The organism is Streptomyces sp. NPDC005483, assembly GCF_040606035.1.
In the GTDB taxonomy this organism is placed as follows: Bacteria; Actinomycetota; Actinomycetes; order Streptomycetales; family Streptomycetaceae; genus Streptomyces.
Genome location: NZ_JBEXEA010000015.1, coordinates 25,199 through 45,395, shown reverse-complemented (window position 1 = coordinate 45,395; position 20,197 = coordinate 25,199). Strand labels below are relative to the sequence as shown.

Genomic DNA, 20,197 nt, shown 5'->3' with positions numbered 1-20,197 from the left:
GGGAAGGTCACCACCTGTACCAACGACCCCGGCTTCCGCCCGCTGTCGTCCCGCGTACCAGGAACCCCAGGAGCCATAGCACCAGCACGGCCAGTGCGATCCACCAGAGAATCTTCACCGCGAATCCGGCGCCGAACAGAATCAACGCCAGAAGCAGCACCAGCAGAATGGCAACCATAATGTGAACCTCCTGCCGTTCGAGTAACCCGGGAATGAAGATTCAGGCGCCCTTTCGGCACAGAATTTCTCCGTGCAGTACACAGAACCAGCCGTCGTCCTGCCTGCCCCACTCCCGCCAGGCGTCCGAGATGTCCTGCAGCTGCTCCACGGTGGCGTGGCCGCCTTCGGTGGCCCGCTCCGCGTACGCCGAGGCCAGGGTGCGGTCCGCCCACAGCCCGCTCCACCACTCCCGCTCCTCGGCGGTGGAGTAGGTCCAGGTGCCGGAGCTCGCGGTGATGTCCGTCAGGCCGGCCCGCAGTGCCCAGGACTTCAGCCGCCGGCCGGCGTCCGGCTCGCCGCCGTTGGCGCGGGCCACCCGGCGGTACAGGTCCAGCCAGTCGTCCAGCCCCGCGGACGCCGGGTACCAGGTCATGGCCGCGTAGTCCCCGTCGCGCACCGCGATGAAGCCGCCCGGCTTGGTGACCCGCCTCATCTCGCGCAGGGCCTGCACCGGGTCCCCGACGTGCTGGAGCACCTGGTGGGCGTGGACCACGCAGAAGGTGTCGTCCGGGAAGTCCAGGGCGTGCACGTCGGCGACCGCGAAGTCGACGTTCGTCAGACCGCGTGCGGCGGCCGTGGCACGGGCCTGGTCCAGGATGCCGGGCGCCTGGTCGACCCCGGTGACCCGGCCGTCCGGGACCAGCGCCGCGAGATCGGCGGTGATCGTGCCCGGCCCGCACCCGATGTCCAGGATCTTCATGTGGGGCTTCAGTGAACCGAGCAGGTAGGCCGCCGAGTTGGCGGCGGTGCGCCAGGTGTGCGAGCGCAGCACGGACTCGTGGTGACCGTGCGTGTAGACGGCGGTCTCCTGCGGCTTCTCCCGCGGCGTTCCCTGCGATGTCGACATGACTGAGCTCCCCTTTTCGACACATCCGTCGGTACGCAGAACCGTACGCCCGCGTGTCGCATGGTGAGACCCCCGTATCACCATGTGGACTCACGATGCGGTCACCCGTCCAGGCGCCGAGAGATATGGGTTTGCCCAGGTCCTGCTCCCCCACCGACAATGCGCCCCATGGGACATCTGGAAGCCGCACATCTCGAGTACTACCTCCCCGACGGGAGGGCGCTGCTCGGCGATGTGTCGTTCCGGGTGGGGGAAGGGGCCGTGGTGGCCCTCGTCGGGCCCAACGGGGCCGGGAAGACGACCCTGCTGCGGCTGATCTCCGGTGAGCTGAAGCCGCACGGCGGGACGGTCACGGTGAGCGGCGGACTGGGGGTGATGCGCCAGTTCGTGGGCTCCGTACGGGACGAGACGACCGTACGGGACCTGCTCGTGTCGGTTGCGCCGCCCCGGATCCGGGAGGCCGCGCAGGCCGTCGACAGGGCCGAGCACCTGATCATGACCGTCGACGACGAGGCCGCCCAGCTGAAGTACGCGCAGGCCCTGTCCGACTGGGCCGAGGTGCGCGGGTACGAGTCCGAGACGCTGTGGGACATGTGCACCATGGCCGCGCTCGGGGTGCCGTACGACAAGGCGCAGTTCCGGCAGGTGCGGACCATGTCGGGCGGTGAGCAGAAGCGGCTCGTGCTGGAGGCGCTGCTGCGTGGCACGGACGAGGTGCTGCTGCTCGACGAGCCGGACAACTACCTCGACGTGCCCGGCAAGCGCTGGCTGGAGGAGCGGCTGGGGGAGACCCGCAAGACGGTCCTGTTCGTCTCCCACGACCGGGAACTGCTCTCGCGCGCCGCCGAGCGGATCGTCTCGGTGGAGCCCTCGCCCGCCGGTGCGGACGCCTGGGTGCACGGTGGCGGTTTCGCCACCTATCACGAGGCGCGGCGTGAACGCTTCGCCCGCTTCGAGGAACTGCGCCGACGCTGGGACGAGAAGCACGCGCAGCTGAAGAAGCTGGTGCTGAACCTCCGCCAGGCGGCCAGCATCAGCCATGAGCTGTCCTCCCGCTACCAGGCCGCCCAGACCCGCCTGCGCAAGTTCGAGGAGGCAGGGCCGCCGCCCGAGCCGCCCCGCGAGCAGGACATCACCATGCGGCTCAAGGGCGGCCGCACCGGCGTAAGGGCCGTCACCTGTACGGGACTCGAACTGACCGGCCTGATGAAGCCCTTCGACCTGGAGGTCTTCTACGGCGAACGCGTCGCCGTCCTCGGCTCCAACGGCTCCGGCAAGTCGCACTTCCTGCGGCTGCTGGCGGGGGACGCCACCGTGGCGCACACGGGGCAGTGGAAGCTCGGGGCGCGGGTCGTGCCCGGCCACTTCGCGCAGACGCACGCCCACCCCGAGCTCTTCGGCCGCACTCTCCTCGACATCCTCTGGAAGGAGCACGCCCAGGACCGGGGCGCCGCGATGTCCCGGCTGCGCCGCTACGAACTGACCGGCCAGGCCGAGCAGAGCTTCGACCGGCTCTCCGGCGGCCAGCAGGCCCGCTTCCAGATCCTCCTCCTGGAGCTCCAGGGGGTCACCGCGCTGCTCCTGGACGAGCCTACGGACAACCTCGACCTGGAGAGCGCGGAGGCCCTCCAGGAGGGACTGGAGGCCTTCGACGGCACGGTCCTCGCCGTCACCCACGACCGCTGGTTCGCGCGGTCCTTCGACCGGTTCCTGGTCTTCGGCTCGGACGGCCGGGTGCGCGAGACGCCGGAGCCGGTGTGGGACGAACGACGCGTGGAAAGGGCCCGGTGACCGCAGGTCACCGGGCCCGCCCGAAGCCCCTCAGGCCCAGCGCAGCAGGGCGCCCAGGCCGCCCACCGGGACCTCCTCGGCCACCGGGGTCACCGAGAGCGCCGGAGCGCCCGTCGCCACCACCGACCTGATCAGCGCGTCGTCCGCGCGGGCCGACCAGGAGTTCTGCTCACCGAGGATCTTCAGATCCGTTCGGCGGACCGCCAGCTGGTCCGGGTCCTCGCCGACCCACACCACGCGGTGCGCGTCGGGTCCGTCCGGGCGGATCAGCAGCTCGTCGATACGGTGCTCACGCGCGGCCTCGACCAGCGCGGGAACGCCTTCCACGGCCCCCGGGCGGCCGTCGTCGCCCGATGCGCGGGCCGCGAGGAACCGTTCCAGCTCCCGCTCCGCGCGCTGCCGCACGTGCTCGCCGCGGGCCCGCTCCACGTCCTCGTCGAGCAACCGGCTCCCGGCGCCGTGCTCGGCCTCCACGACCCGGCCGTGCAGCCGCTTCGGCAGCCGCTCGTGCACCGACCGCTTCTCCCGGTCGTCACCGACCAGGATCAGCAGGTCGGCGCCGGTCTCCTCCTGGCACACGGCGAGCGCGTCGGCGATCTCGGCCGCGTTGTGCTCCCAGGTGTTCTCCACCCGCAGCTGGAAGTGCCGCTCCGACCAGTCCGCGCTGCTCGTCCGGTGGACGGGCCACTGCCTGCCGGCGACCGACCCGGCGCCCTTGCGGCCCAGCGCCCCGCGCAGCTCGAAGTCGGCGCCCTTGCGGTCGACGTACGCCACCACGCACACCGGGTCCTCGCCGGCCAGCTCCAGGAGGGGCGCGGTGTGCGGCAGCGGGGCCCAGCGGACCAGGCTGCCCTCGGGGGACCTGGTCAGCGCCGGGTCCAGGACGACCTCGCCGGCCCGCGCGAAGACGGCCCGGCCGTGCGGTTCGGACGAGTGCCGCAGTTCCTCCAGCGCCTCCCGCACGGCCACGCAGGTCTCCTCGTCGGCCCCCTGCGTGGACAGCTCGCGGGCGACCGCGACCGCCGCGAGGTGCCGTTCGTGGGACGTGTCCTCCGTGGGGCGCGGGGAGCCGACGTACACGGAGGCCCAGGGGCCCGGATGTTCGTAGAGTGGGTGCAGGAAAGCGAGATCCATGGTTCCCTCCCGGATGCCGCTCGGGGGCAGTGCGGTAATGCTTGCGGGGCGGGTACCCGAAGCACATGAACGAACACGACGAGCGGGACACCACCATGACCGGAGTCGACCCCAGCCAGTTGGACGACCACCAGCTCATGAAAGAGCTGGAGACGATCCATCGCACCCGGCACGAAACGCTGCTCCACGGCTCGAACGACGCCCTCAGCGCCCACAACGAGCGCATGGCCCGACTGGAAGGCGAGTATCTGCGCCGCAACCCGCGCCGGACGGTGGCCGCGGGCCGCACACGTGAGGGCGCGCGGGAGCGCAGGCCGGGGGAGTCGGCCACACCGGCGCTGGACTGACCGGGGAACCCCCGCAGCAGACGGTGACCTGCCGATCACACGATCAGCAGGCCACCCGGTGGTGCGCGGAAGTCCGCCTAGGCGGCTTCCTTCGCGAACACGTCGAGGAACGTCTCGCAGAACGCCTTGAGGTCGTCCGGCTTGCGGCTGGTGACCAGCTTGTTGTTCCCGTGGTCGCAGACCTTCACCTGCTCGTCGACCCAGGTGCCGCCCGCGTTGCGGATGTCCGTCTCGAGGCTCGGCCAGGAGGTGAGCACCCGGTCCCGTACGACGTCCGCCTCGACCAGCGTCCAGGGGGCGTGGCAGATCGCGGCGACGGGCTTGCCCTGGCCGAAGAAGTCCGCGACGAACGCCACCGCCTTCTCGTCCGTCCGCAGGAAGTCCGGGTTGGCCACCCCACCGGGCAGCACGAGCCCGCCGAAGGAGTCCGCGGACGCCTCGCCCACGACCTCCTGCACGGGGAAGGTGTCCGCCTTGTCGAGATGGTTGAACGCCTGGATCTTGCCGGGCTCGGTCGAGACGAGCACGGGTTCGTGCCCCGCGTCCACCGCCGCCTGCCACGGATCGGTGAGCTCGACCTGCTCGACGCCCTCGGGTGCGGTCAGAAACGCGATGCGCATGATGATTCAACGTCCTTTCCTGGAAAGCTCTTCGCTGGTACGTCCCCGGATCGGCGACCCCCGGCTCATATGAGGTCCCGTCCGTCGCTCGCGGGTTCCACGTCGGGTTCCGCGCTGCTGATGTCGGCAAGCGCCGAACCCGGATCCCGGGCCTCGGCGATGTCCCCGAGACTCACCATGCCGACGGGCAGGCCGTCCTCGACGACCGGCAGCCGCCGTACGGCGTGGGCCCGCATCAGCGCGACCGCCTGCGTCACCGGGTCGCCGGGGGCGACAGTCAGCGGATCCGGCGTGCACACCGACTGGGCGCTCACCGTCAGCGGATCGGCCCCGTCGGCGACGGCCCGGACCGTGATGTCCCGGTCGGTGAGCAGCCCCACCACGTGCTGACCGTCGGCCACGACGACGTCACCGATGTCCTGCGCGCGCATCAGCCGCGCCGCCTCGACCAGCGAGGCGTCCGGGCGGACGGCCACCACACCGGGCGTCATCACGTCCCGCACGAGCTCCGCCGTCACGGGGTGCCCTCCGTCCGGGTCAGTGCCCGCGCGAGCTCCTGGACGTTGACGTAGTTCTCCTTGCGCGGCAGTCGCTCCACCGCCTCGGTGAGGACGTCGGGGGCGTTCTTGCGGTGCAGCACCCGCACCAGCTCCACGGGAGTGGCGGGGAACGAACTGCGGCCCAGGAGCCGGGCCAGTTCCAGGCGCACGGTCTCCAGCGACGCCCCGTCGCTGCCCGGCGCCACGGGCCCGCCCCAGACCTGCGGATCGTCGTCCGCGGTCGGCTCCGGGTCGTTCCACTCCTCGCTCCGGGTGGGATGCCCGGAACGGAGCAGACCCTGGAGTTCGTGCTTCATCTCGTCGTCGCGGTGGCGGCTCAGCCGGTCGCTGCCTCGCTGCATTTCCTGCTCCAGATCTTCGGGTCCGCACCGCGTACCCGTGCACCGGAGGCCGACACGGCGTTTGCCGGACCGAAGTCGGGAGACCCGGGCCCAACCCCCCGCGCACCTCCCTTGGGAAGGACATGGCGATGGTCGTCCTCGCCGCGCTCATACCGATCCTCATGCTCGCCGCGGTGCTCGCGCTCGGCCGGTACGAGGAACTGATGCTCCCCGAGCCGAAGGGCGACCGGCACGAACCGGCCGCCCTCCCTACGGCTGCTTCTCCCGCCCCGGCAGGAACTCCTGCACCTTCGCCTTGAAACCCTGCTTCACCACGGACGCCGCGTCCGCGTCGCCCTTGAGGACCGACGCGGCCGTGGCCTCCATCTGCTCCCAGGTGGCGTGCGGCGGGATCGGCGGTACGGCGGGGTCGGTGAGGAACTCCAGGACCGCGGGCCCGTCCGCCTGAAGACCGGCCCGCCAGGCCGCCTCGACGTCCTCCGGCTTCTCCACCCGGATCCCGGTCAGACCGAGGGAGCGGGCGAACGCGGCGTACTGCACGTCCGGGAGCGCTTGCGAGGGCAGGAACGACGGGGCGCCCTCCATGGCCCGCATCTCCCACGTGACCTGGTTGAGGTCGTGGTTGTTCCAGATGGCGACGATCAGCCGCGGATCCTCCCACAGCTCCCGGTACTTGGCCGCGGTGATCAGCTCGGCCATGCCGTTCATCTGCATCGCCCCGTCCCCGACCAGCGCGATCGCCGGCCGGTCCGGATGCGCGAACTTCGCGCCGATGGCGTACGGCACCCCGGGGCCCATCGTCGCCAGCGTGCCGGACAGCGACGAACGCATTCCGGGCCGCATGGTCAGGTGCCGGGCGTACCAGTTGGCGGTGGAGCCGGAGTCGGAGGTGACGATCGCGTTGTCGGGCAGCAGCGGATCGAGGGCGTGGGCCACGTACTCGGGGTTGATGGGGTCGGCGGACTGCAGCGCCCGCCGCTCCATCACCTCACGCCAGCGTGTGACGTTGCCGCACACCGTGTCGTACCACTCGCGCCCGTCGCGCTCCACGTCCAGCATCGGGATCAGCCGCTGGAGCGTCGCCTTCGCGTCACCGACGAGGTTCACCTCGTACGGATAGCGCATGCCGACCATGTGCGGGTCGATGTCGATCTGCACGCCCCGCGCCTTGCCGAACTCCGGCAGGAACTGCGTGTACGGGAACGACGAGCCGATGGTCAGCAGGGTGTCGCAGTCCCGCATGAGTTCGTAGGACGGGCGGGTGCCCAGCAGGCCGATCGAGCCGGTGACGTACGGGAGTTCGTCGCTCAGCGCGTCCTTGCCGAGCAGCGCCTTGGCGACGCCCGCGCCGAGCAGTTCGGCGATCCGCTCCACCTCGGCGCGCGCTCCGGCTGCGCCCTGGCCGATCAGGATGGCGGGCCTGGCACCGGAGTTGAGGATCCCCGCGGCCCGCTCCAGGGACTCCTGGGAGGGCACCGCCGTCCAGGCGCTGCGGTCCAGGCTGGAGGGCACCATCTTGAACTCGTGTGTGGGCGCCGCGTAGTCGAGCTCCTGGACGTCGCCCGGGACGATGATCGCGGTGGGGCAGCGGCGGGCGTACGCGGTACGGATCGCCCGGTCCAGGACGTTCGGCAGCTGCTCGGGGACCGTCACCGTCTCCACGAACTCCGAGGCGACGTCCTTGAACAGGGTGTGCAGGTCCACCTCCTGCTGGTACGACCCGCCCATCGCGGTGCGGTGCGTCTGGCCGACGATCGCCAGCACCGGCACATGGTCCAGCTTCGCGTCGTACAACCCGTTGAGCAGGTGGATCGCGCCGGGCCCCGAGGTCGCCGCGCACACTCCGATGCGCCCGCTGAACTTGGCGTAACCGACCGCCTCGAACGCGGACATCTCCTCGTGCCGCGACTGCACGAACCGTGGCTGGTTCCCGGCCCGGCCCCAGGCCGCCAGCAGGCCGTTGATGCCGTCGCCCGGATAGCCGAAGACGTGGTCCACCCCCCACTCGCGCAGCCTCTCGAGGATGTGATCGGACACCTTGGTGCTCATGGGCTGACCTCCCGGACATGGATGGCACAGGCAGCAGCCGTACGAGTCACCCTGCCCGCCTCCGGAAAACCTGGCCCGGTGTTTGGCCCGCGGGGCCGGGGGCAGGCGCACTCACAGTGCTTCGGACCGGAGGCACCGTCCGTGGGAGCGGCGACCTGCCGCCACGGCCGCGCCTGTCCGCACACGGACGCGCTCCCCACGGCGACCGTCCGCCCCAGAGCACGACTAGGGAGTTGCGACGCTGATGCCCACCCCAGTGAGCGCGAAGCACCACCCGCACGACGACGCACCCGACACGGCCGAAGCCTTCCGCAGGCTCGCCGCGCTGCCCCCGGGACCCGAACGAGACACCCTGCGCGGACGGATCGTCGAGGCCTGGCTGCCCATGGCCGACCGCCTCGCCGGACGCTTCCGCAGCCGCGGCGAGAGCTTCGACGACCTGCGCCAGGTCGCCGCCCTCGGCCTGGTCAAGGCCGTCGACCGCTACGACCCCGCCCGCGGCAACGCCTTCGAGAGCTACGCCGTCCCCACCATCACCGGCGAGATCAAGCGGCACTTCCGCGACCACATGTGGACCCTGCACGTGCCGCGCCGGGTCCAGGACCTGCGCAACCGCGTCCGCTTCGCCTCCCAGGACCTCGCCCAGACCATCCCGGGACGCAGGCCCACCGTCGCCGAGATCGCCGAGCACGCGAACATGAGCGAGGAGGACGCCCTGGTCGGCCTCGGGGCCCTGGAGAGCTTCACCGCCCTCTCCCTCGACGCCGAACTGCCCGGCAGCCAGGACGGCTACTCGCTCGCCGACGCCCTCGGCTCGGCCGATCCCGCCCTGGACACGGTCGTCGACCGCGAGTCCGTCAAGCCCCGCCTGGCCGCCCTGCCCGAGCGGGAGCGCGCCATCCTGTACATGCGCTTCTTCGGCGACATGACCCAGAGCCGGATCGCCGAGCAGCTGGGCATCTCCCAGATGCACGTGTCCCGGCTGATCAACCGCTGCTGCGGACGGCTGCGCGAGCAGATCATGCGCGACGCCACCGGCTGACGGGAGCGCACCGAAGGAACGACTCCTTCGGCGCCCGGCGTCACCCACTCGGCCCTCCCCGTCCCGCCAATGGCCTCCGGCCGCGCGCGGGACGGGGAGGGCCGGGCTGTGATGACCGTGGGCGCGACCGTCGTGCCCACGGTCCAGTCGTCGTGACCCCGCCGCCAGACGACGGGCCCCGCAGCCGTCGGCCGAAGGAGTCCACCCCATGCGCCGCACCGCCCGTCTCCGGGCCCTGTCCGTCGTCCTCCCCGCGCTCGGGATCACCCTGGGCGCCGCCGCGCCGAGCGCCTTCGCGGAACCGGCCGCGGAGGTCAGCCCCACCAGTGTCCAGCCGGGCGGCAGTGTCACCGTGTCCGTCACCTGCGACCCCGGCACCGGGACGCCGCCCGCCACCGTCGACGCCACCTCGGAGGCATTCGAGTCGCAGACCGTAAAGCTGCAGCTGGTGCCCGCCGCCAACGACGACAAGGTCTCCGGGCCCGCCTACAGTGGCTCCGCGCGCATCTCCGCCGACCAGGAACTCCAGGACGGTGCCGGCGGTGCCGGCCCGGACTCCGCGTGGACCGTCGAGGGCACCTGCCCGACCGCGGACCGCGCGCCGGGCAAGGCCTGGAGCGCCACCTTCACCGTCACCCGCGGTACCACCCCCGACACCAGCCACCGCCCGTGCACCGAGCCGCACACTCAGCCATGGACCGAGCCGCGGACCGAGCCGCGGACCGAGCCGCGGACCGAGCCGCGCACCGAGCCGGGCACAGAGCCGCGGACCGAGCCGGGCACCGAGCCGGGCACCGAGCCGCGGACCGAGCCGCGGACCGCCGGCTGCGACCCCGCCGCCGTCCAGAGCCCCGTTCGCGCCGGGCAGGGCGGCTCCTTCAGCGACTCGGTGCCCGCCCTGGTCACCGGAGGCGTCCTGATCGCGGGCGCCGCCGCGGGCGCCGTCTACCGGCTGCGCCGCAAGACCCCCGCGACGGACGTCTGAGATCGAAACCTCAGGTCCGTGTGACAGGCGCAACCCGCGCGCCCGCCCATGGGCGGGCGGCTCCGTGGGTACTCGGAGCGCGAGAAACGCGCCAGGCGCGGGGGGACGAGACGGCGGACCGGACGAGCCACCGGACAGCGCCTTACGGAGGTGACCATGCGGACCGACCCGGAGGGCCACGGCCCCGTCCGCTACGGCCCTCCGCTGCCCGACGACGGGCTGCCCGTACTGCCCGAACTCACCGCGGTCCTCGCCGCCGCGGCCGTTCGCTCCCGCGCCGAACCGGTCGGCGGCGGCACCCCGCTCCTGGAGGCCGCCTGCGCCTACGCGGCCCGGCGCGGCCTGCCCGCCGAACCCGACCACATGGTCGCCGCCCCCGGCGCCCCCGCCCTCCTGCTCGCCCTGACCGCCGCCCTCGGCGGCGACGTCCTGGTGCCCCGTCCCTGCGCCGCCTGGTGGGCGCCCTACGCACGCCTGCTGGGCAGGCCCGTCTTCCACGTGGCGACCCCCGCCGAGTGCGGCGGTGTCCCGGATCCGTACGCCCTGCTGGAGACCGTGCGCCGGGTGCGGGCCGAGGGCGGTGACCCACGGCTGCTGGTGCTGTCCGTGGCCGACGACCCCACCGCCACCGTCGCCCCGCCCGAGGTGCTGCACGAGGCCGTCGAGGCGGCGGCCGGGGAGGGCCTGCACCTGGTCAGCGACGAGACCTGGCGCGACACCGTGCACGCCCCGCACGAGACGGTCCTGCTCAGCCCCGCCGAGATGCTGCCCGACCGGGTCACCGTCGTCACCGACCTGGCCGGCAGCCTGCTCCCGACCGGCTGGCCCGCCGCTTTCGCCCGCTTCCCGGCGAACGGCGGCGGCCTGCGTGCCCGCGTGCTGGACATCCTGACCGCCCTCGGCGCCCACATCGCCGCCCCCGTCGCCGCGGCCGCCGCCCACGCCCTCACCGAGCCCGAGCCGGTCACCGCCCGCCGCGCCGCCGTAGGACACCTCCACGCGCGCGTGGCCACCGCCGCGCACTCCGTGGTCGTCGCCGCGGGAGCGCTCTGCCGGCCCCCGCGGGCCGGCCGCCATCTCTACGTCGACCTAGGCCCCCTGCGCCCCGCGCTCACCGCGCGGGGCGTCGGCGACGCCCAGGACCTGGAGGACTTGCTCACCGCCCGGCTCGGCATGCCCGCACCCGGCGGCCACCGCTTCGGCGACGACCTCGGCGCGCTGCGCGTACGGCTGTCCACCGGCCCCCTGCTGGGCGGCTCGGACGAGGAACGCGCGGAATGCCTCACGTCACCCGCGCCGTTGGAACTGCCACATGTGCAACGCGCGTTGAACACCCTGGAGTCGGTCTTCGACGACCTCCGCGACGACGCTCAGCGATGGGAGCCTCCTCGATGACGCAGCAGTCCGAGTCGACCACGAGCACGCGAGTGGCCGACGAGCCCGTGACCCCATCCTCCTTCGTGCCGCCGTCCCCGCCGCTCGCCGAACCCCGCCCCCTGGGGGAGCGCAGAGCGTGGCCGAAGTCCTTCCATGACCGGCTGACCGCCCCGCTGCCCAGCCTGAAGGCCATGGCCCGCTTCGCCCGCGAAGGCGCCGTACGGCCAGGACCGGAGGGCCTCGCCGACATCCCGAGGCTGCCCTACGCACCCGCCCCGCTGCCTGCCGTCGACGCCCGCACGATCGCCGTTTCCTGGGCGGGACACGCGAGTTGGGTGGTGCGGATCGGCGGCCTGACCGTCCTGACCGACCCCGTCTGGTCCCGTCGCATCCTCGGCACCCCGGCCCGCATCACCCCGGTCGGCATCGACTGGGAGGCCCTGCCGCGCGTCGACGCGGTCGTCATCAGCCACAACCACTACGACCACCTGGACGCCCCGACCCTGCGCCGCCTCCCGCGCGACACCCCGGTCTTCGTCCCGGCAGGCCTGGCCCGCTGGTTCCACCGCCGCCGCTTCACCGCGGTGACCGAACTCGACTGGTGGGAGGCGGCCGAACTGGACGGTGTCCGCTTCGACTTCGTCCCCGCCCACCACTGGTCCAAGCGCTCCCTCACCGACACCTGCCGCACCCTGTGGGGCGGCTGGGTCCTCACGGCCGAGGACGGCCAACGCGTCTACTTCGCCGGCGACACGGGCTACGGCCACTGGTTCTCCCGCATCGGCCACCGCTACCCCGGCATCGACCTCGCTCTCCTCCCCATCGGCGCCTACGACCCCCGCTGGTGGCTCAGCGACGTCCACTGCGACCCGGAGGAGGCGGTGCGAGCCGCCCAGGACCTGGGCGCCCGTCGCATGGCCCCCATGCACTGGGCGACGTTCGTGCTGTCGGCGGAACCGGTCCTGGAGCCGTTGACGAGGGTCAGGGAGGCGTGGGAGATGGCCGGCCTGGACCGCGAGAACCTGTGGGACCTGCCCATCGGAGGCTCACGGGTGCTGGAGCGCCCCTAGGAGCGGGTGCCTCTAGGACCGAACCCGCTTCCACACACTCGGCGCCGCGCTGATCGCCACGGTCAGCGCGACCGCCGCCAGCACACCCTCCCAGGGCTCCTTGAACAACGACCCGCCCAGAATCCCGATCAGCTGATACGTCACGGCCCACGCCAGACAGGCCGGCAGATTCCCCCGCACGAACCGCCGCAACGGCCACTCGGCCATGAGGCACGCCAGCATCACGGGAATCCGCCCCGCCGGCACCAGCCGGGAGAGCACGAGGACGGCCACCCCATGGTCGGCCAGCTTCCCCTGCGCCTGCGAGAGCCGCTCCTCCGGCGCCCGGGACCGAAGCGCCTCCAGCCACCGCGAGCCGTTCTTCGACTTCATCCCGCGCCGCCCCAGCCAGTACAGGGTGATGTCCCCGAGGAACGCGGCGGTGGAGGCGGTGACGAACACGAACAGCATCGAGAGAGGCGCCGTCCGGTGAAACGCCACGACGGCCGCCGAACTCACCAGCGCCCCCGTAGGCACCACCGGTATCAACGCCCCCAGAAACACCAGCAGGAACAACGTCGGATACCCGATCGCCTGCCCGGCGGCCCCGGGCGTCGCCCCCGTGGTGGCGGTCGCGAGCCACGTCACCGAGCGACCTCCGGCCGCACGCTCTCCCCGTGCTCCAGCCGGTGCACGTCCACCGCGGGCGCGAACCGAGCCGCCAGCCGCACGAATTCCGCGCCCGGAGCGTGGAACTCGTGCGGCCGTACTGCGTCCATCCCGATCGGCCAGTACGTCCCGTAGTGCACCGGCACCGCACTGCGCGGCCCCAGCCGCGCCAGCGCCTGGGCCGCGCGCCCCGCGTCGAGGTGCCCCTCCCCGAGATACGGCCCCCACCCGCCGACCGGCAACAGCGCCACGTCGACCGGGCCGACCTCCTTGGCCATGTCGTCGAACAGCCCGGTGTCCCCGGCGAAGTACGTCCGCGCCGAGCCCTCGACGACGTAACCGAGCGCGGGGGAGCGGTGCGGCCCCAGCGGCAGCCGCCGCCCGTCGTGCCAGGCGGGCACCGCGCGTATCAGCAGGTCGCCGACGCGCCGCTCGTCGCCGGGCGCCACCTCGTCCACCCGCAGATGGGTGAGCCGGCGCAGCCCCGGCACCTGGAGTGGTGCGCCCCGGGGCACGAGCAGGCGCGTGCCCGGCCCCAGCCGCGCCAGCGAGGGAACGTGCAGGTGGTCGGCGTGCAGATGGGAGACGAGGACCACGTCCGCCCGCCAGGCGTCCGGCGGGGGCACCGCCCCGCGGCGCCGGCGCAGATGCGCGAGCCGGCGGGTGAACAGAGGGTCGGTGAGCACACGTACGTCCGAATCCGTGACCGTGCAGGTGGCGTGGCCCCACCAGGTGATCTCCACCGGCACCTCTTTGCCTCCTTCGTGCGACTCCCCGAAGCCTACGGGCTGGAGTATGGTCGGCGGCGAAACCCGGAGGTGAGGGGGACACCATGGGAGCGGTCCATGTCACGGCGATCGCGAGTCTGACGCCGCTGGAGGAGCTGGACGCCGATCCCTTCCTGGTGGACTCGCGCAGCCAGCACGCGATGTGCGCGCGCTGGGCCGCCGAGCGGGGATACACCGTGCGGCGGGAACTGCTGGTGCGGGGCCTGCGCGCCGACCACTGCGTGCTGTGGGACGGGGTGCGGGCGGGACGGGATCTCTTCGTCGCCCCCAGCCGCCGGGTCCTGGAGAGCGCCCTGTCCTCCGTCGAGGAGTTCACCGCGGAGTGCGCCCGCCGCGGGGTACGGGTGGAGACGGTGGGCTTCGCGGAGCCCCTCTACGACGCCCAGATGAAAGCCAGGGTGCACCGCAGGCTGTCGATGCCGACGGCGGGATACGACGGCCGTTAGCCACCCGTATGACACGCTGGTCCCAGCGCCCGCACCGACGACGGGCCAGGACGTGAGGTGTGCGGGGCGTGGGTGCGGGGCGTTGGCGGCGGATCGCCAGTCAGGTCGGGCGGAGCGTCACGGTATGGGTCGTCTCCACCTTGACGATGCTGGTGCTCGCGGGCATCCTGCCGGACTTCCGGCTCCAGTCCCCGACCGGTGACAGCGCGACCCGGATCGCGGTCACGGCGGCGTTCGGCGCCGGTGCCTTCGGGGTGCTGTCGGCCGTCGTGTGGCCGCTGCTCGTACGGCTCTTCCTGCTCGTGCCGACGCTGGTGCTCGGCCTCCTCGTCTTCTTCCTCAACGGGGCGCTGCTGCTGCTCGCCCTGCGTCTCAACCCCGCCGAGCGCGGCGACGCCGCCCCGGAGACCGCGGTCGTGGTCGCCGCCGTGATGTCCGCGGTCGCCTCCGCCACCGGCGGTGCCCTCGCGGTCCGCGACGACGACGCCTACCGGCGCCGGCTGTACCGTCTCGCCGACCGCCGCCGCAGGAGCGGCCCCGTGGGCCCGGCCACCCCCGGTACGGTCTTCCTCCAGCTCGACGGCGTGGGCCACGACGTCCTGCTGGCCGCGGTCGGCAAGGGCCTGATGCCCACGATCGCCCGCTGGATCGGCCACAGCGGCACACCCGGCCGCGCGGTGCGGCCCACCCACCGGCTCACCTCCTGGCGCACCGACTGGTCCAGCCAGACCGGCGCCAGCCAGCTCGGCATCCTGCACGGCAGCAACCACGACGTCCCCGCCTTCCGCTGGTACGAGAAGGACCGCGGCGAGGTGATGGTCTGCAACCGCCCGACCAGCGCCGTCGAACTCCAGCACCGGGCCGTGGAACAGACGGGGCACGACGGACTGCTCGCCGTCGACGGCGCCAGCCGCGGCAACCTCTTCTCCGGAGGCGCCGAGGAACAGGCACTCGTCCTGTCCATCGCCACCCGCCGCCGCAGCCGCGAGACCCGCTCCCGAGCCGGCTACTTCGCGTACTTCTCCGACCCCGCCAACGCCGTGCGCACCGCCCTGTCCTTCTTCGCCGAGGTCGGCCGCGAGATCGGCCAGTCGACCCGCACCCGGGCCCGCAAGGAGCGCCCGCGGGTGGGCCGCGGCGGCCTGTATCCCCTGGTCCGCGCCTTCGCGACCGTCGTCGAGCGCGATGTCGTGGTCGCCGCCGTCATGGGCGACATGCTCGCGGGCCGTACGGCCGTCTACGCCGACCTCGTCGCCTACGACGAGGTCGCCCACCACTCCGGGCCGACCAGCCGCGACGCGGCGAAGGTCCTGGAGCGCCTGGACCGTTCGCTCGCCCTGATCGCGAACGTCGCCGAGCACGCTCCGCGCCCGTACCGGATCGTTGTCCTCTCCGACCACGGCCAGAGCCGCGGCGAGACCTTCCGCACCCGCTACGGGCTCACCCTCGGTGACCTGGTCCGGGCCGGCTGCGGGCTGCCCGTGTCGCGCAAGGCCGAGCGCACCCACAGCGGGGCCGAGGCCCGTGCCGCCGTCCGTGCCGCGCTGCGCAGGCCGGGGAAGGAGGGGCGGCGCGAGCAGTACCGGCCCGCGCGTGACTCGGAGCCGATCGTGCTGGCCTCGGGGAATCTCGGACTGGTGTCCTTCCCCGATGTGGATCACCGGATGAGCAAGGAGGAGATCGACGCGCGGCACCCGGCGCTGCTGACCACGCTCGCCAACCATCCCGGCATCGGGTTCCTCCTGGTGCGCAGCGAGGAGCACGGCGGGGTGGTGCTCGGGCCGTTCGGCACGGAGATCCCGCTGGAGCGACTGGACGAGAATCCGGGGCCGTTGGCCGACTTCGGGCCGGGCGCGGTCGAGGCGGTACGGCGTACGCACTCCTTTCCGCACACCGCCGACATCATGGTCAACTCGTGGTACGACCCGGCGGAGGGGGAGGTGCTGGCCTTCGAGGAACAGATCGGGTCGCACGGTGGGCTGGGGGGCGCCCAGGGGAAGCCGTTCCTGTTGTCGCCGCTCGCCTTGTCGGCGCCGCCGGAGGGGCTTGCCGGGGCGGAGGGGGTCCACCAGGTGCTGCGGGGGTGGCTCGATGAAGCGGGGGGTCCTCAAGTGCCGGTGGGGAAGGCTGAGGAGAAGGCCGCGTAGTTCGTCGTCTGCCGCCGGGAGGACTGCCGGTTCGCGCCCCGCGACGGGCTCGTGGTCGTCGACTCCGACAGCGACCTGCACCCCGATGCCGTTGCGGTGTCCCACACACCGACCGGGCCGGGCCACCGAGGTGCCGACAGCGCTCGGGCGCCTGCGCGGGGTGACGGGCGCCGCCGCCCACCCCGACCGGCTCGCCGAGCCCGCCGCCTGGGCCTGCTCGCTCGCCCACGCCGTCCTGCACCTCGGTTTCGGACACGTCCCGGCGGTGAAGGGCGAAACGCACCCAGCCCGACCGCTTCGACCTTGCCGCCCGCCGCGTCGTCGTCAACCGCTTCCTGCTCGGCTCCACACTCACCCGGCCTGTCCTCCGAGGAGGTCTACGACCACATCGCCGGCGATCTGCGCCGCGTGCGCCGACCGGCCGCCCTGCGCGGCAAGGGCGCCGGCGACATCCTCGGCGACCCACTCGGCTCTCCCCGCGACTGCGTCGACCTCGACGAGTTCTACCGCCGGGGCTTCGCCCAGGGCCTCGACCTGCACCAGCGGCAGGAGCGCGGCTTCCTGTCCGGCGGCCTGGTCGAGGAGATCCGGGCACTCAGCCATCCGCCGCTGCCCTGGGACGCGCGACCGGCCCGCTGGTTCGACGAGTTCGTGCCCAGCCCCCAGCCCGTGCTCCTACGCCCGTCCCTCGCGCCGTCAGTCCTCCACCCCCGACATCCCGCGCGCGGGCCGGTACTTCCCGCCCTGGAGATCGCCCTCCCTCAACCTTCGGCGTGGTCCTGGACACCTCCGGGACGTACCGGCCGCCCGGGTCGTGTTCTGCGACGCTGCCCGGCACGACGCCGGCTGTCTGCCCGTCACCGAGATCGCCGAGCGGGTCCCCGGGGCTGCCGCGGCGGCACTGTCCTGCAAGTCCGGCATCGACCTGCTGCACCGCGCCGACGACCTCCCCGCGAGCACGCCTGTCTGATCCCGCAGGGGGCCGGGCTGCCGTTCACCGCACGTGGGCCGGTCTTCCGCGTGAGCTGAGCCGTAGTGTGATCGGATGGTTCCCGTACCCCCGTCAGCGGGACCACACGAAAGGACTGACCGTGGCTACCACGCGCTCCGCACACACCGTCTGGGAAGGCAACCTCCTCGAGGGGAGCGGTGTCGTCAACTTCGACTCCTCCGGTGCCATCGAGGCACAGCCGGTCACGTGGGCCTCGCGCTCCCAGGACGCCAACGGCAAGACCAGCCCCGAGGAGCTGATCGCCGCCGCGCACTCCAGCTGCTTCTCCATGGCGCTGTCGCACGCCCTGAACGGCGCGGGCACCCCGCCCACCAAGCTCACCACCTCCGCCGACGTCACCTTCCAGCCCGGCGAGGGCATCACCGGCATCCACCTCACCGTCGAGGGCACCGTGCCGGGCCTGGACGAGGAGGGGTTCGCCGCCGCCGCGGACGACGCCAAGGCCAACTGCCCGGTCAGCCAGGCCCTGAAGTCCGTCCCGATCACCCTGGACGCGAAGCTCGCCTGAACCCGCAGGCACCGGGTCGCGCAGGCCGCTCGTCCGGGGCGGTCTGCGCGCCCGGGCCCGGGCGGGAAGACCAGGGTGGGGGAAGGGACGCGATGATCACGGGAACAACGGCCGGCGACACGGCGGAACTCGACTCCGGGAGCCGTCAACTCACCCGCGTCCTGGTGCTGTTCAGCCTCAGCGGCGGCCTGGACCCGCGAGGACCCTCGCTCGGCAGCCTCGTCGAGCGGTTCGACTTCGGCCGCTTCGCCCTGCACCTGAAGTCCAGCGCGGCGGTGCTTCCCGTGCCGGTGCTCGTGGAGGACGTGGCGCCCGGGGAGCTGCGGCTGCCCCACGGGGACCGCGGACTCGCCCTGGACACGGCCGAGTTCGCCGTTCTCGCCACCCCCCGCGGTGACATCACCCTGGTCCTCGACTGCGAGTTCGCCGGTCCGACACCCCCCGACGCGCTCGCCGCATGGCTCGCCGACACCTGCTTCGACCGGGACCTGATCACGCTCGGCGGCCGGCCGCTGCTCGACGTGCTGGGAGAGCGGCTCGCGCCCCCCGAGCCACTCGCCTTCGGCCACAACGTCCACCAACTCGTCTTCCCCGGCGGGGAGTTGCGTGAGGAACTGCTCGGCGTCGACGCGGCCCGGCAGTCGGCCGTGCTGAACGAGATCGTGTACCGCGGCCGGATGGCCACGGCGGAACCGCCCCACCTCAGGAACCACGGCGCCACACTCTCCGCGCACGGCCGCGGTGTCTCCGTCCACGCCGGCTGGGCCGAGCACGTGGAGAACGGCCTGACCCTGGTCGCCATCGGCATAATCTCCGCGCTCGCCGTCCTCCAGCGCACCCGGCTGGCCGCCTTCGAGACGATGCGAGCGAACGAACAGGCCGCGGCGAGCTCGCCGTACGAGATCCGCTCGCTGATCTCACAGCTGTCCGCGGGGGTCAACGAACTCCAGCTGGACCTGGCCTTCGGGGTGGAGGCGTACGTCGACAGCCTGCTGATCCCGGATATGGTCATGGAGGCCTTCCAGTCGTCCCTGCGGGACGCGTTCGGCATCCGCGACAGCCTGGACAACTCGGCCCGCATGGTGGAGCGGCTGACCTCGGTGATCAGTGCCCGCTCGGCGGCCCTGGACGCCGAGCTCTCGGAGCGCGACGACCGCCGGGACCGTACGGTGTCCGTGCTGGTCGCGATCGCCACCCTGATCGCCCTGCCGCCGACGCTGCTGCTCGCGTTCTTCGGCGTCAACGCCACCACCGTGAACACCCACCGCTCGATCTTCGACGCGCACTACCTCCCGGCGTACCTCCTCGCCTGGGTTCCCTTCCTCGTCCTTGCCGCGATCGGATACGTCCGGATGATCCGCACCGGCAGACGCTCCGGCTCCCTGCTGACCCCGGCCGCCCCGATCTCCGCCCAGCGCCCACCGTCCGGAAGCTGACCGCCGTATGTCCCGACGACCAGCAGCCGTCTCCGCCCATCGGGGCGGGTCCGAGCGTGCCGGCGCCGCGACCTGGGAGGCGTACGAGGACGCGATCCGGTCCGGGGCGGAGTACGTCGAGTTCGACGTCCGGCGTACGGCCGACGGGGTCTTCGTCGTCCACCACGACCCCCGGGCGGGGCGCACCGGTCCGCTGCTCGGCGAGATCACCCATGCCGAGCTCAGCGACCGGGCCGGTTACCCTGTGCCGGTCGTCGACGAGGTCATGTCCCTGATCGCGGGCCGGATGGCCGGCCATCTGGACCTCAAGGAGACCGGCTACGAGCGCGAGCTGATCGACCGGGCGGTCGCCCTGCTCGGAGCGGACGGCTTCGTCGCCACCACCCTGGAGGACCGTTCCGTCGCCGCCATCGCGCGGACCTTCCCGCGGGTGCGCACGGCCCTGTCCCTGGGTCGGGACGGCAAGGAGATCGCCCGCTCCCGGCTGGCCGGCGTCCGGCTCAGCGAGCTGCTGCCGATGCGCCGGGTGCGCGCCTGCGGCGCGAGCGGGGTGGCCGTGCACCAGCGGCTGGCCCGCGCCAACGTGCTCCGTGAGGCCGTCCGGCACGACCTGTTCACCATGGTCTGGACGGTCAACGACGACCGCCTGATGCGGGCGTTTCTCGACCATCCGCGCGTCGATGTCCTGATCACCGACCGGCCCCGGCGGGCCGTCGCACTGCGGGCGGAGCCGAGCGAAGAGCGTTCCCCGGGGTACCCGTCCCATTGACAAGAAAGCACTCAAGTTTTGTGCTGGAGTTCGGGACGTTTCCTGGCGGAAGGGAACTGCG

The 20,197-nt window shown here is 72.6% G+C and carries 20 protein-coding genes and 1 pseudogene; 12 read left to right on the top strand and 9 right to left on the bottom strand.

Translation table 11 applies throughout. The annotated features are described in order from the left end of the window. Positions 1-7: 7 nt before the first annotated feature. Together ABZT06_RS27320 and ABZT06_RS27315 are read right to left on the bottom strand one after the other, a co-directional pair. Entirely contained in the window at positions 8-178 is a 171-nt protein-coding gene (locus ABZT06_RS27320; RefSeq protein ID WP_355746178.1) for a hydrophobic protein, read from the bottom strand. A 42-nt stretch (positions 179-220) separates the two neighbouring features. Continuing rightward, positions 221-1,066: a class I SAM-dependent methyltransferase gene (locus ABZT06_RS27315; protein WP_355746175.1), complete on the bottom strand. Its 846-nt coding sequence runs from the start codon at positions 1,064-1,066 to the stop codon at positions 221-223. 168 nt (positions 1,067-1,234) lie between these two features. On the opposite strand from ABZT06_RS27315, the gene ABZT06_RS27310 reads away from it, so the two are divergent. Continuing rightward, complete coding sequence (locus ABZT06_RS27310) at positions 1,235-2,857, top strand: ATP-binding cassette domain-containing protein (RefSeq protein ID WP_355746171.1); 1,623 nt, start codon at positions 1,235-1,237, stop codon at positions 2,855-2,857. Between the two features lie 30 nt (positions 2,858-2,887). Here the strand turns inward: ABZT06_RS27310 and ABZT06_RS27305 are convergent, their stop codons facing one another. Further along, positions 2,888-3,991, bottom strand: coding sequence for a Vms1/Ankzf1 family peptidyl-tRNA hydrolase (locus ABZT06_RS27305; protein ID WP_355746168.1), 1,104 nt, complete (start codon positions 3,989-3,991; stop codon positions 2,888-2,890). 65 nt (positions 3,992-4,056) lie between these two features. On the opposite strand from ABZT06_RS27305, the gene ABZT06_RS27300 reads away from it, so the two are divergent. Continuing rightward, positions 4,057-4,338, top strand: coding sequence for a DUF6158 family protein (locus tag ABZT06_RS27300; RefSeq protein ID WP_355746165.1), 282 nt, complete (start codon positions 4,057-4,059; stop codon positions 4,336-4,338). A 77-nt stretch (positions 4,339-4,415) separates the two neighbouring features. Here the strand turns inward: ABZT06_RS27300 and ABZT06_RS27295 are convergent, their stop codons facing one another. The 4 genes from ABZT06_RS27295 to ABZT06_RS27280 all read right to left on the bottom strand — a co-directional run bounded on the left by ABZT06_RS27295 (position 4,416) and on the right by ABZT06_RS27280 (position 7,908). Next, on the bottom strand, positions 4,416-4,958 hold the full coding sequence (locus tag ABZT06_RS27295; RefSeq protein ID WP_355746162.1) for a type 1 glutamine amidotransferase domain-containing protein: 543 nt from the start codon (positions 4,956-4,958) through the stop codon (positions 4,416-4,418). 65 nt (positions 4,959-5,023) lie between these two features. Next, entirely contained in the window at positions 5,024-5,476 is a 453-nt protein-coding gene (locus ABZT06_RS27290; RefSeq protein WP_355746159.1) for a CBS domain-containing protein, read from the bottom strand. Next, positions 5,473-5,859: a DUF2795 domain-containing protein gene (locus ABZT06_RS27285; protein ID WP_355746156.1), complete on the bottom strand. Its 387-nt coding sequence runs from the start codon at positions 5,857-5,859 to the stop codon at positions 5,473-5,475. Before ABZT06_RS27285 ends, ABZT06_RS27290 begins: the two co-directional genes overlap by 4 nt. A 249-nt stretch (positions 5,860-6,108) precedes the next feature. Continuing rightward, entirely contained in the window at positions 6,109-7,908 is a 1,800-nt protein-coding gene (locus ABZT06_RS27280) for a thiamine pyrophosphate-requiring protein (RefSeq protein WP_355746153.1), read from the bottom strand. A 244-nt stretch (positions 7,909-8,152) separates the two neighbouring features. On the opposite strand from ABZT06_RS27280, the gene ABZT06_RS27275 reads away from it, so the two are divergent. The 4 genes from ABZT06_RS27275 (at position 8,153) to ABZT06_RS27260 (ending at position 12,382) form a co-directional block, all read left to right on the top strand. Next, positions 8,153-8,950, top strand: a complete 798-nt coding sequence (locus ABZT06_RS27275; protein ID WP_355746150.1) for an RNA polymerase sigma factor SigF — start codon at positions 8,153-8,155, stop codon at positions 8,948-8,950. 208 nt (positions 8,951-9,158) lie between these two features. After that, positions 9,159-9,935, top strand: a complete 777-nt coding sequence (locus tag ABZT06_RS27270; RefSeq protein ID WP_355746147.1) for a hypothetical protein — start codon at positions 9,159-9,161, stop codon at positions 9,933-9,935. 156 nt (positions 9,936-10,091) lie between these two features. After that, a complete protein-coding gene (locus ABZT06_RS27265) occupies positions 10,092-11,330 on the top strand; it encodes an aminotransferase class I/II-fold pyridoxal phosphate-dependent enzyme (protein WP_355746144.1) in 1,239 nt (412 codons plus the stop codon). Further along, complete coding sequence (locus ABZT06_RS27260; protein WP_355746141.1) at positions 11,327-12,382, top strand: MBL fold metallo-hydrolase; 1,056 nt, start codon at positions 11,327-11,329, stop codon at positions 12,380-12,382. Before ABZT06_RS27265 ends, ABZT06_RS27260 begins: the two co-directional genes overlap by 4 nt. 12 nt (positions 12,383-12,394) lie before the next feature. On the opposite strand, the gene ABZT06_RS27255 is transcribed toward ABZT06_RS27260, so the two are convergent. Further along, positions 12,395-13,009 (bottom strand): VTT domain-containing protein, encoded by a 615-nt coding sequence (locus ABZT06_RS27255; protein ID WP_355746138.1) that lies wholly within the window; start codon positions 13,007-13,009, stop codon positions 12,395-12,397. Beyond that, positions 13,006-13,779: an MBL fold metallo-hydrolase gene (locus ABZT06_RS27250; RefSeq protein WP_355746135.1), complete on the bottom strand. Its 774-nt coding sequence runs from the start codon at positions 13,777-13,779 to the stop codon at positions 13,006-13,008. The genes ABZT06_RS27255 and ABZT06_RS27250 overlap by 4 nt, the downstream gene beginning before the upstream one ends. Before the next feature lie 83 nt (positions 13,780-13,862). Between ABZT06_RS27250 and ABZT06_RS27245 the strand changes: the two genes are divergently transcribed. The 6 genes and pseudogenes from ABZT06_RS27245 (at position 13,863) to ABZT06_RS27220 (ending at position 20,136) form a co-directional block, all read left to right on the top strand. Continuing rightward, a complete protein-coding gene (locus ABZT06_RS27245) occupies positions 13,863-14,264 on the top strand; it encodes a hypothetical protein (protein WP_031045739.1) in 402 nt (133 codons plus the stop codon). Positions 14,265-14,323: 59 nt separating this feature from the next. Then, positions 14,324-16,411 carry a phage holin family protein gene (locus tag ABZT06_RS27240; RefSeq protein ID WP_355746131.1) on the top strand — a complete coding sequence of 696 codons (2,088 nt, stop codon included), beginning with the start codon at positions 14,324-14,326 and terminating at the stop codon, positions 16,409-16,411. A 51-nt stretch (positions 16,412-16,462) separates the two neighbouring features. After that, positions 16,463-17,440: pseudogene (locus tag ABZT06_RS27235) on the top strand (hypothetical protein). Between the two features lie 62 nt (positions 17,441-17,502). Continuing rightward, a complete protein-coding gene (locus tag ABZT06_RS27230) occupies positions 17,503-17,931 on the top strand; it encodes an OsmC family peroxiredoxin (RefSeq protein ID WP_355746128.1) in 429 nt (142 codons plus the stop codon). Positions 17,932-18,023: 92 nt separating this feature from the next. Then, positions 18,024-19,367 carry a hypothetical protein gene (locus ABZT06_RS27225; RefSeq protein ID WP_355746125.1) on the top strand — a complete coding sequence of 448 codons (1,344 nt, stop codon included), beginning with the start codon at positions 18,024-18,026 and terminating at the stop codon, positions 19,365-19,367. Positions 19,368-19,374: 7 nt separating this feature from the next. Further along, positions 19,375-20,136, top strand: coding sequence for a glycerophosphodiester phosphodiesterase family protein (locus ABZT06_RS27220; protein ID WP_355746122.1), 762 nt, complete (start codon positions 19,375-19,377; stop codon positions 20,134-20,136). The last annotated feature ends 61 nt before the right edge of the window (positions 20,137-20,197 follow it).

Coding starts and splice junctions, on each gene's coding strand:
- ABZT06_RS27300 (WP_355746165.1), top strand. CDS start 4,057: ATGAACGAACACGACGAGCGGGACACCACCATGACCGGAGTCGACCCC.
- ABZT06_RS27280 (WP_355746153.1), bottom strand. CDS start 7,908: ATGAGCACCAAGGTGTCCGATCACATCCTCGAGAGGCTGCGCGAGTGG.
- ABZT06_RS27310 (WP_355746171.1), top strand. CDS start 1,235: ATGGGACATCTGGAAGCCGCACATCTCGAGTACTACCTCCCCGACGGG.
- ABZT06_RS27225 (WP_355746125.1), top strand. CDS start 18,024: ATGATCACGGGAACAACGGCCGGCGACACGGCGGAACTCGACTCCGGG.
- ABZT06_RS27295 (WP_355746162.1), bottom strand. CDS start 4,958: ATGCGCATCGCGTTTCTGACCGCACCCGAGGGCGTCGAGCAGGTCGAG.
- ABZT06_RS27315 (WP_355746175.1), bottom strand. CDS start 1,066: ATGTCGACATCGCAGGGAACGCCGCGGGAGAAGCCGCAGGAGACCGCC.
- ABZT06_RS27270 (WP_355746147.1), top strand. CDS start 9,159: ATGCGCCGCACCGCCCGTCTCCGGGCCCTGTCCGTCGTCCTCCCCGCG.
- ABZT06_RS27275 (WP_355746150.1), top strand. CDS start 8,153: ATGCCCACCCCAGTGAGCGCGAAGCACCACCCGCACGACGACGCACCC.
- ABZT06_RS27265 (WP_355746144.1), top strand. CDS start 10,092: ATGCGGACCGACCCGGAGGGCCACGGCCCCGTCCGCTACGGCCCTCCG.
- ABZT06_RS27305 (WP_355746168.1), bottom strand. CDS start 3,991: ATGGATCTCGCTTTCCTGCACCCACTCTACGAACATCCGGGCCCCTGG.
- ABZT06_RS27245 (WP_031045739.1), top strand. CDS start 13,863: ATGGGAGCGGTCCATGTCACGGCGATCGCGAGTCTGACGCCGCTGGAG.
- ABZT06_RS27320 (WP_355746178.1), bottom strand. CDS start 178: ATGGTTGCCATTCTGCTGGTGCTGCTTCTGGCGTTGATTCTGTTCGGC.
- ABZT06_RS27220 (WP_355746122.1), top strand. CDS start 19,375: ATGTCCCGACGACCAGCAGCCGTCTCCGCCCATCGGGGCGGGTCCGAG.
- ABZT06_RS27285 (WP_355746156.1), bottom strand. CDS start 5,859: ATGCAGCGAGGCAGCGACCGGCTGAGCCGCCACCGCGACGACGAGATG.
- ABZT06_RS27260 (WP_355746141.1), top strand. CDS start 11,327: ATGACGCAGCAGTCCGAGTCGACCACGAGCACGCGAGTGGCCGACGAG.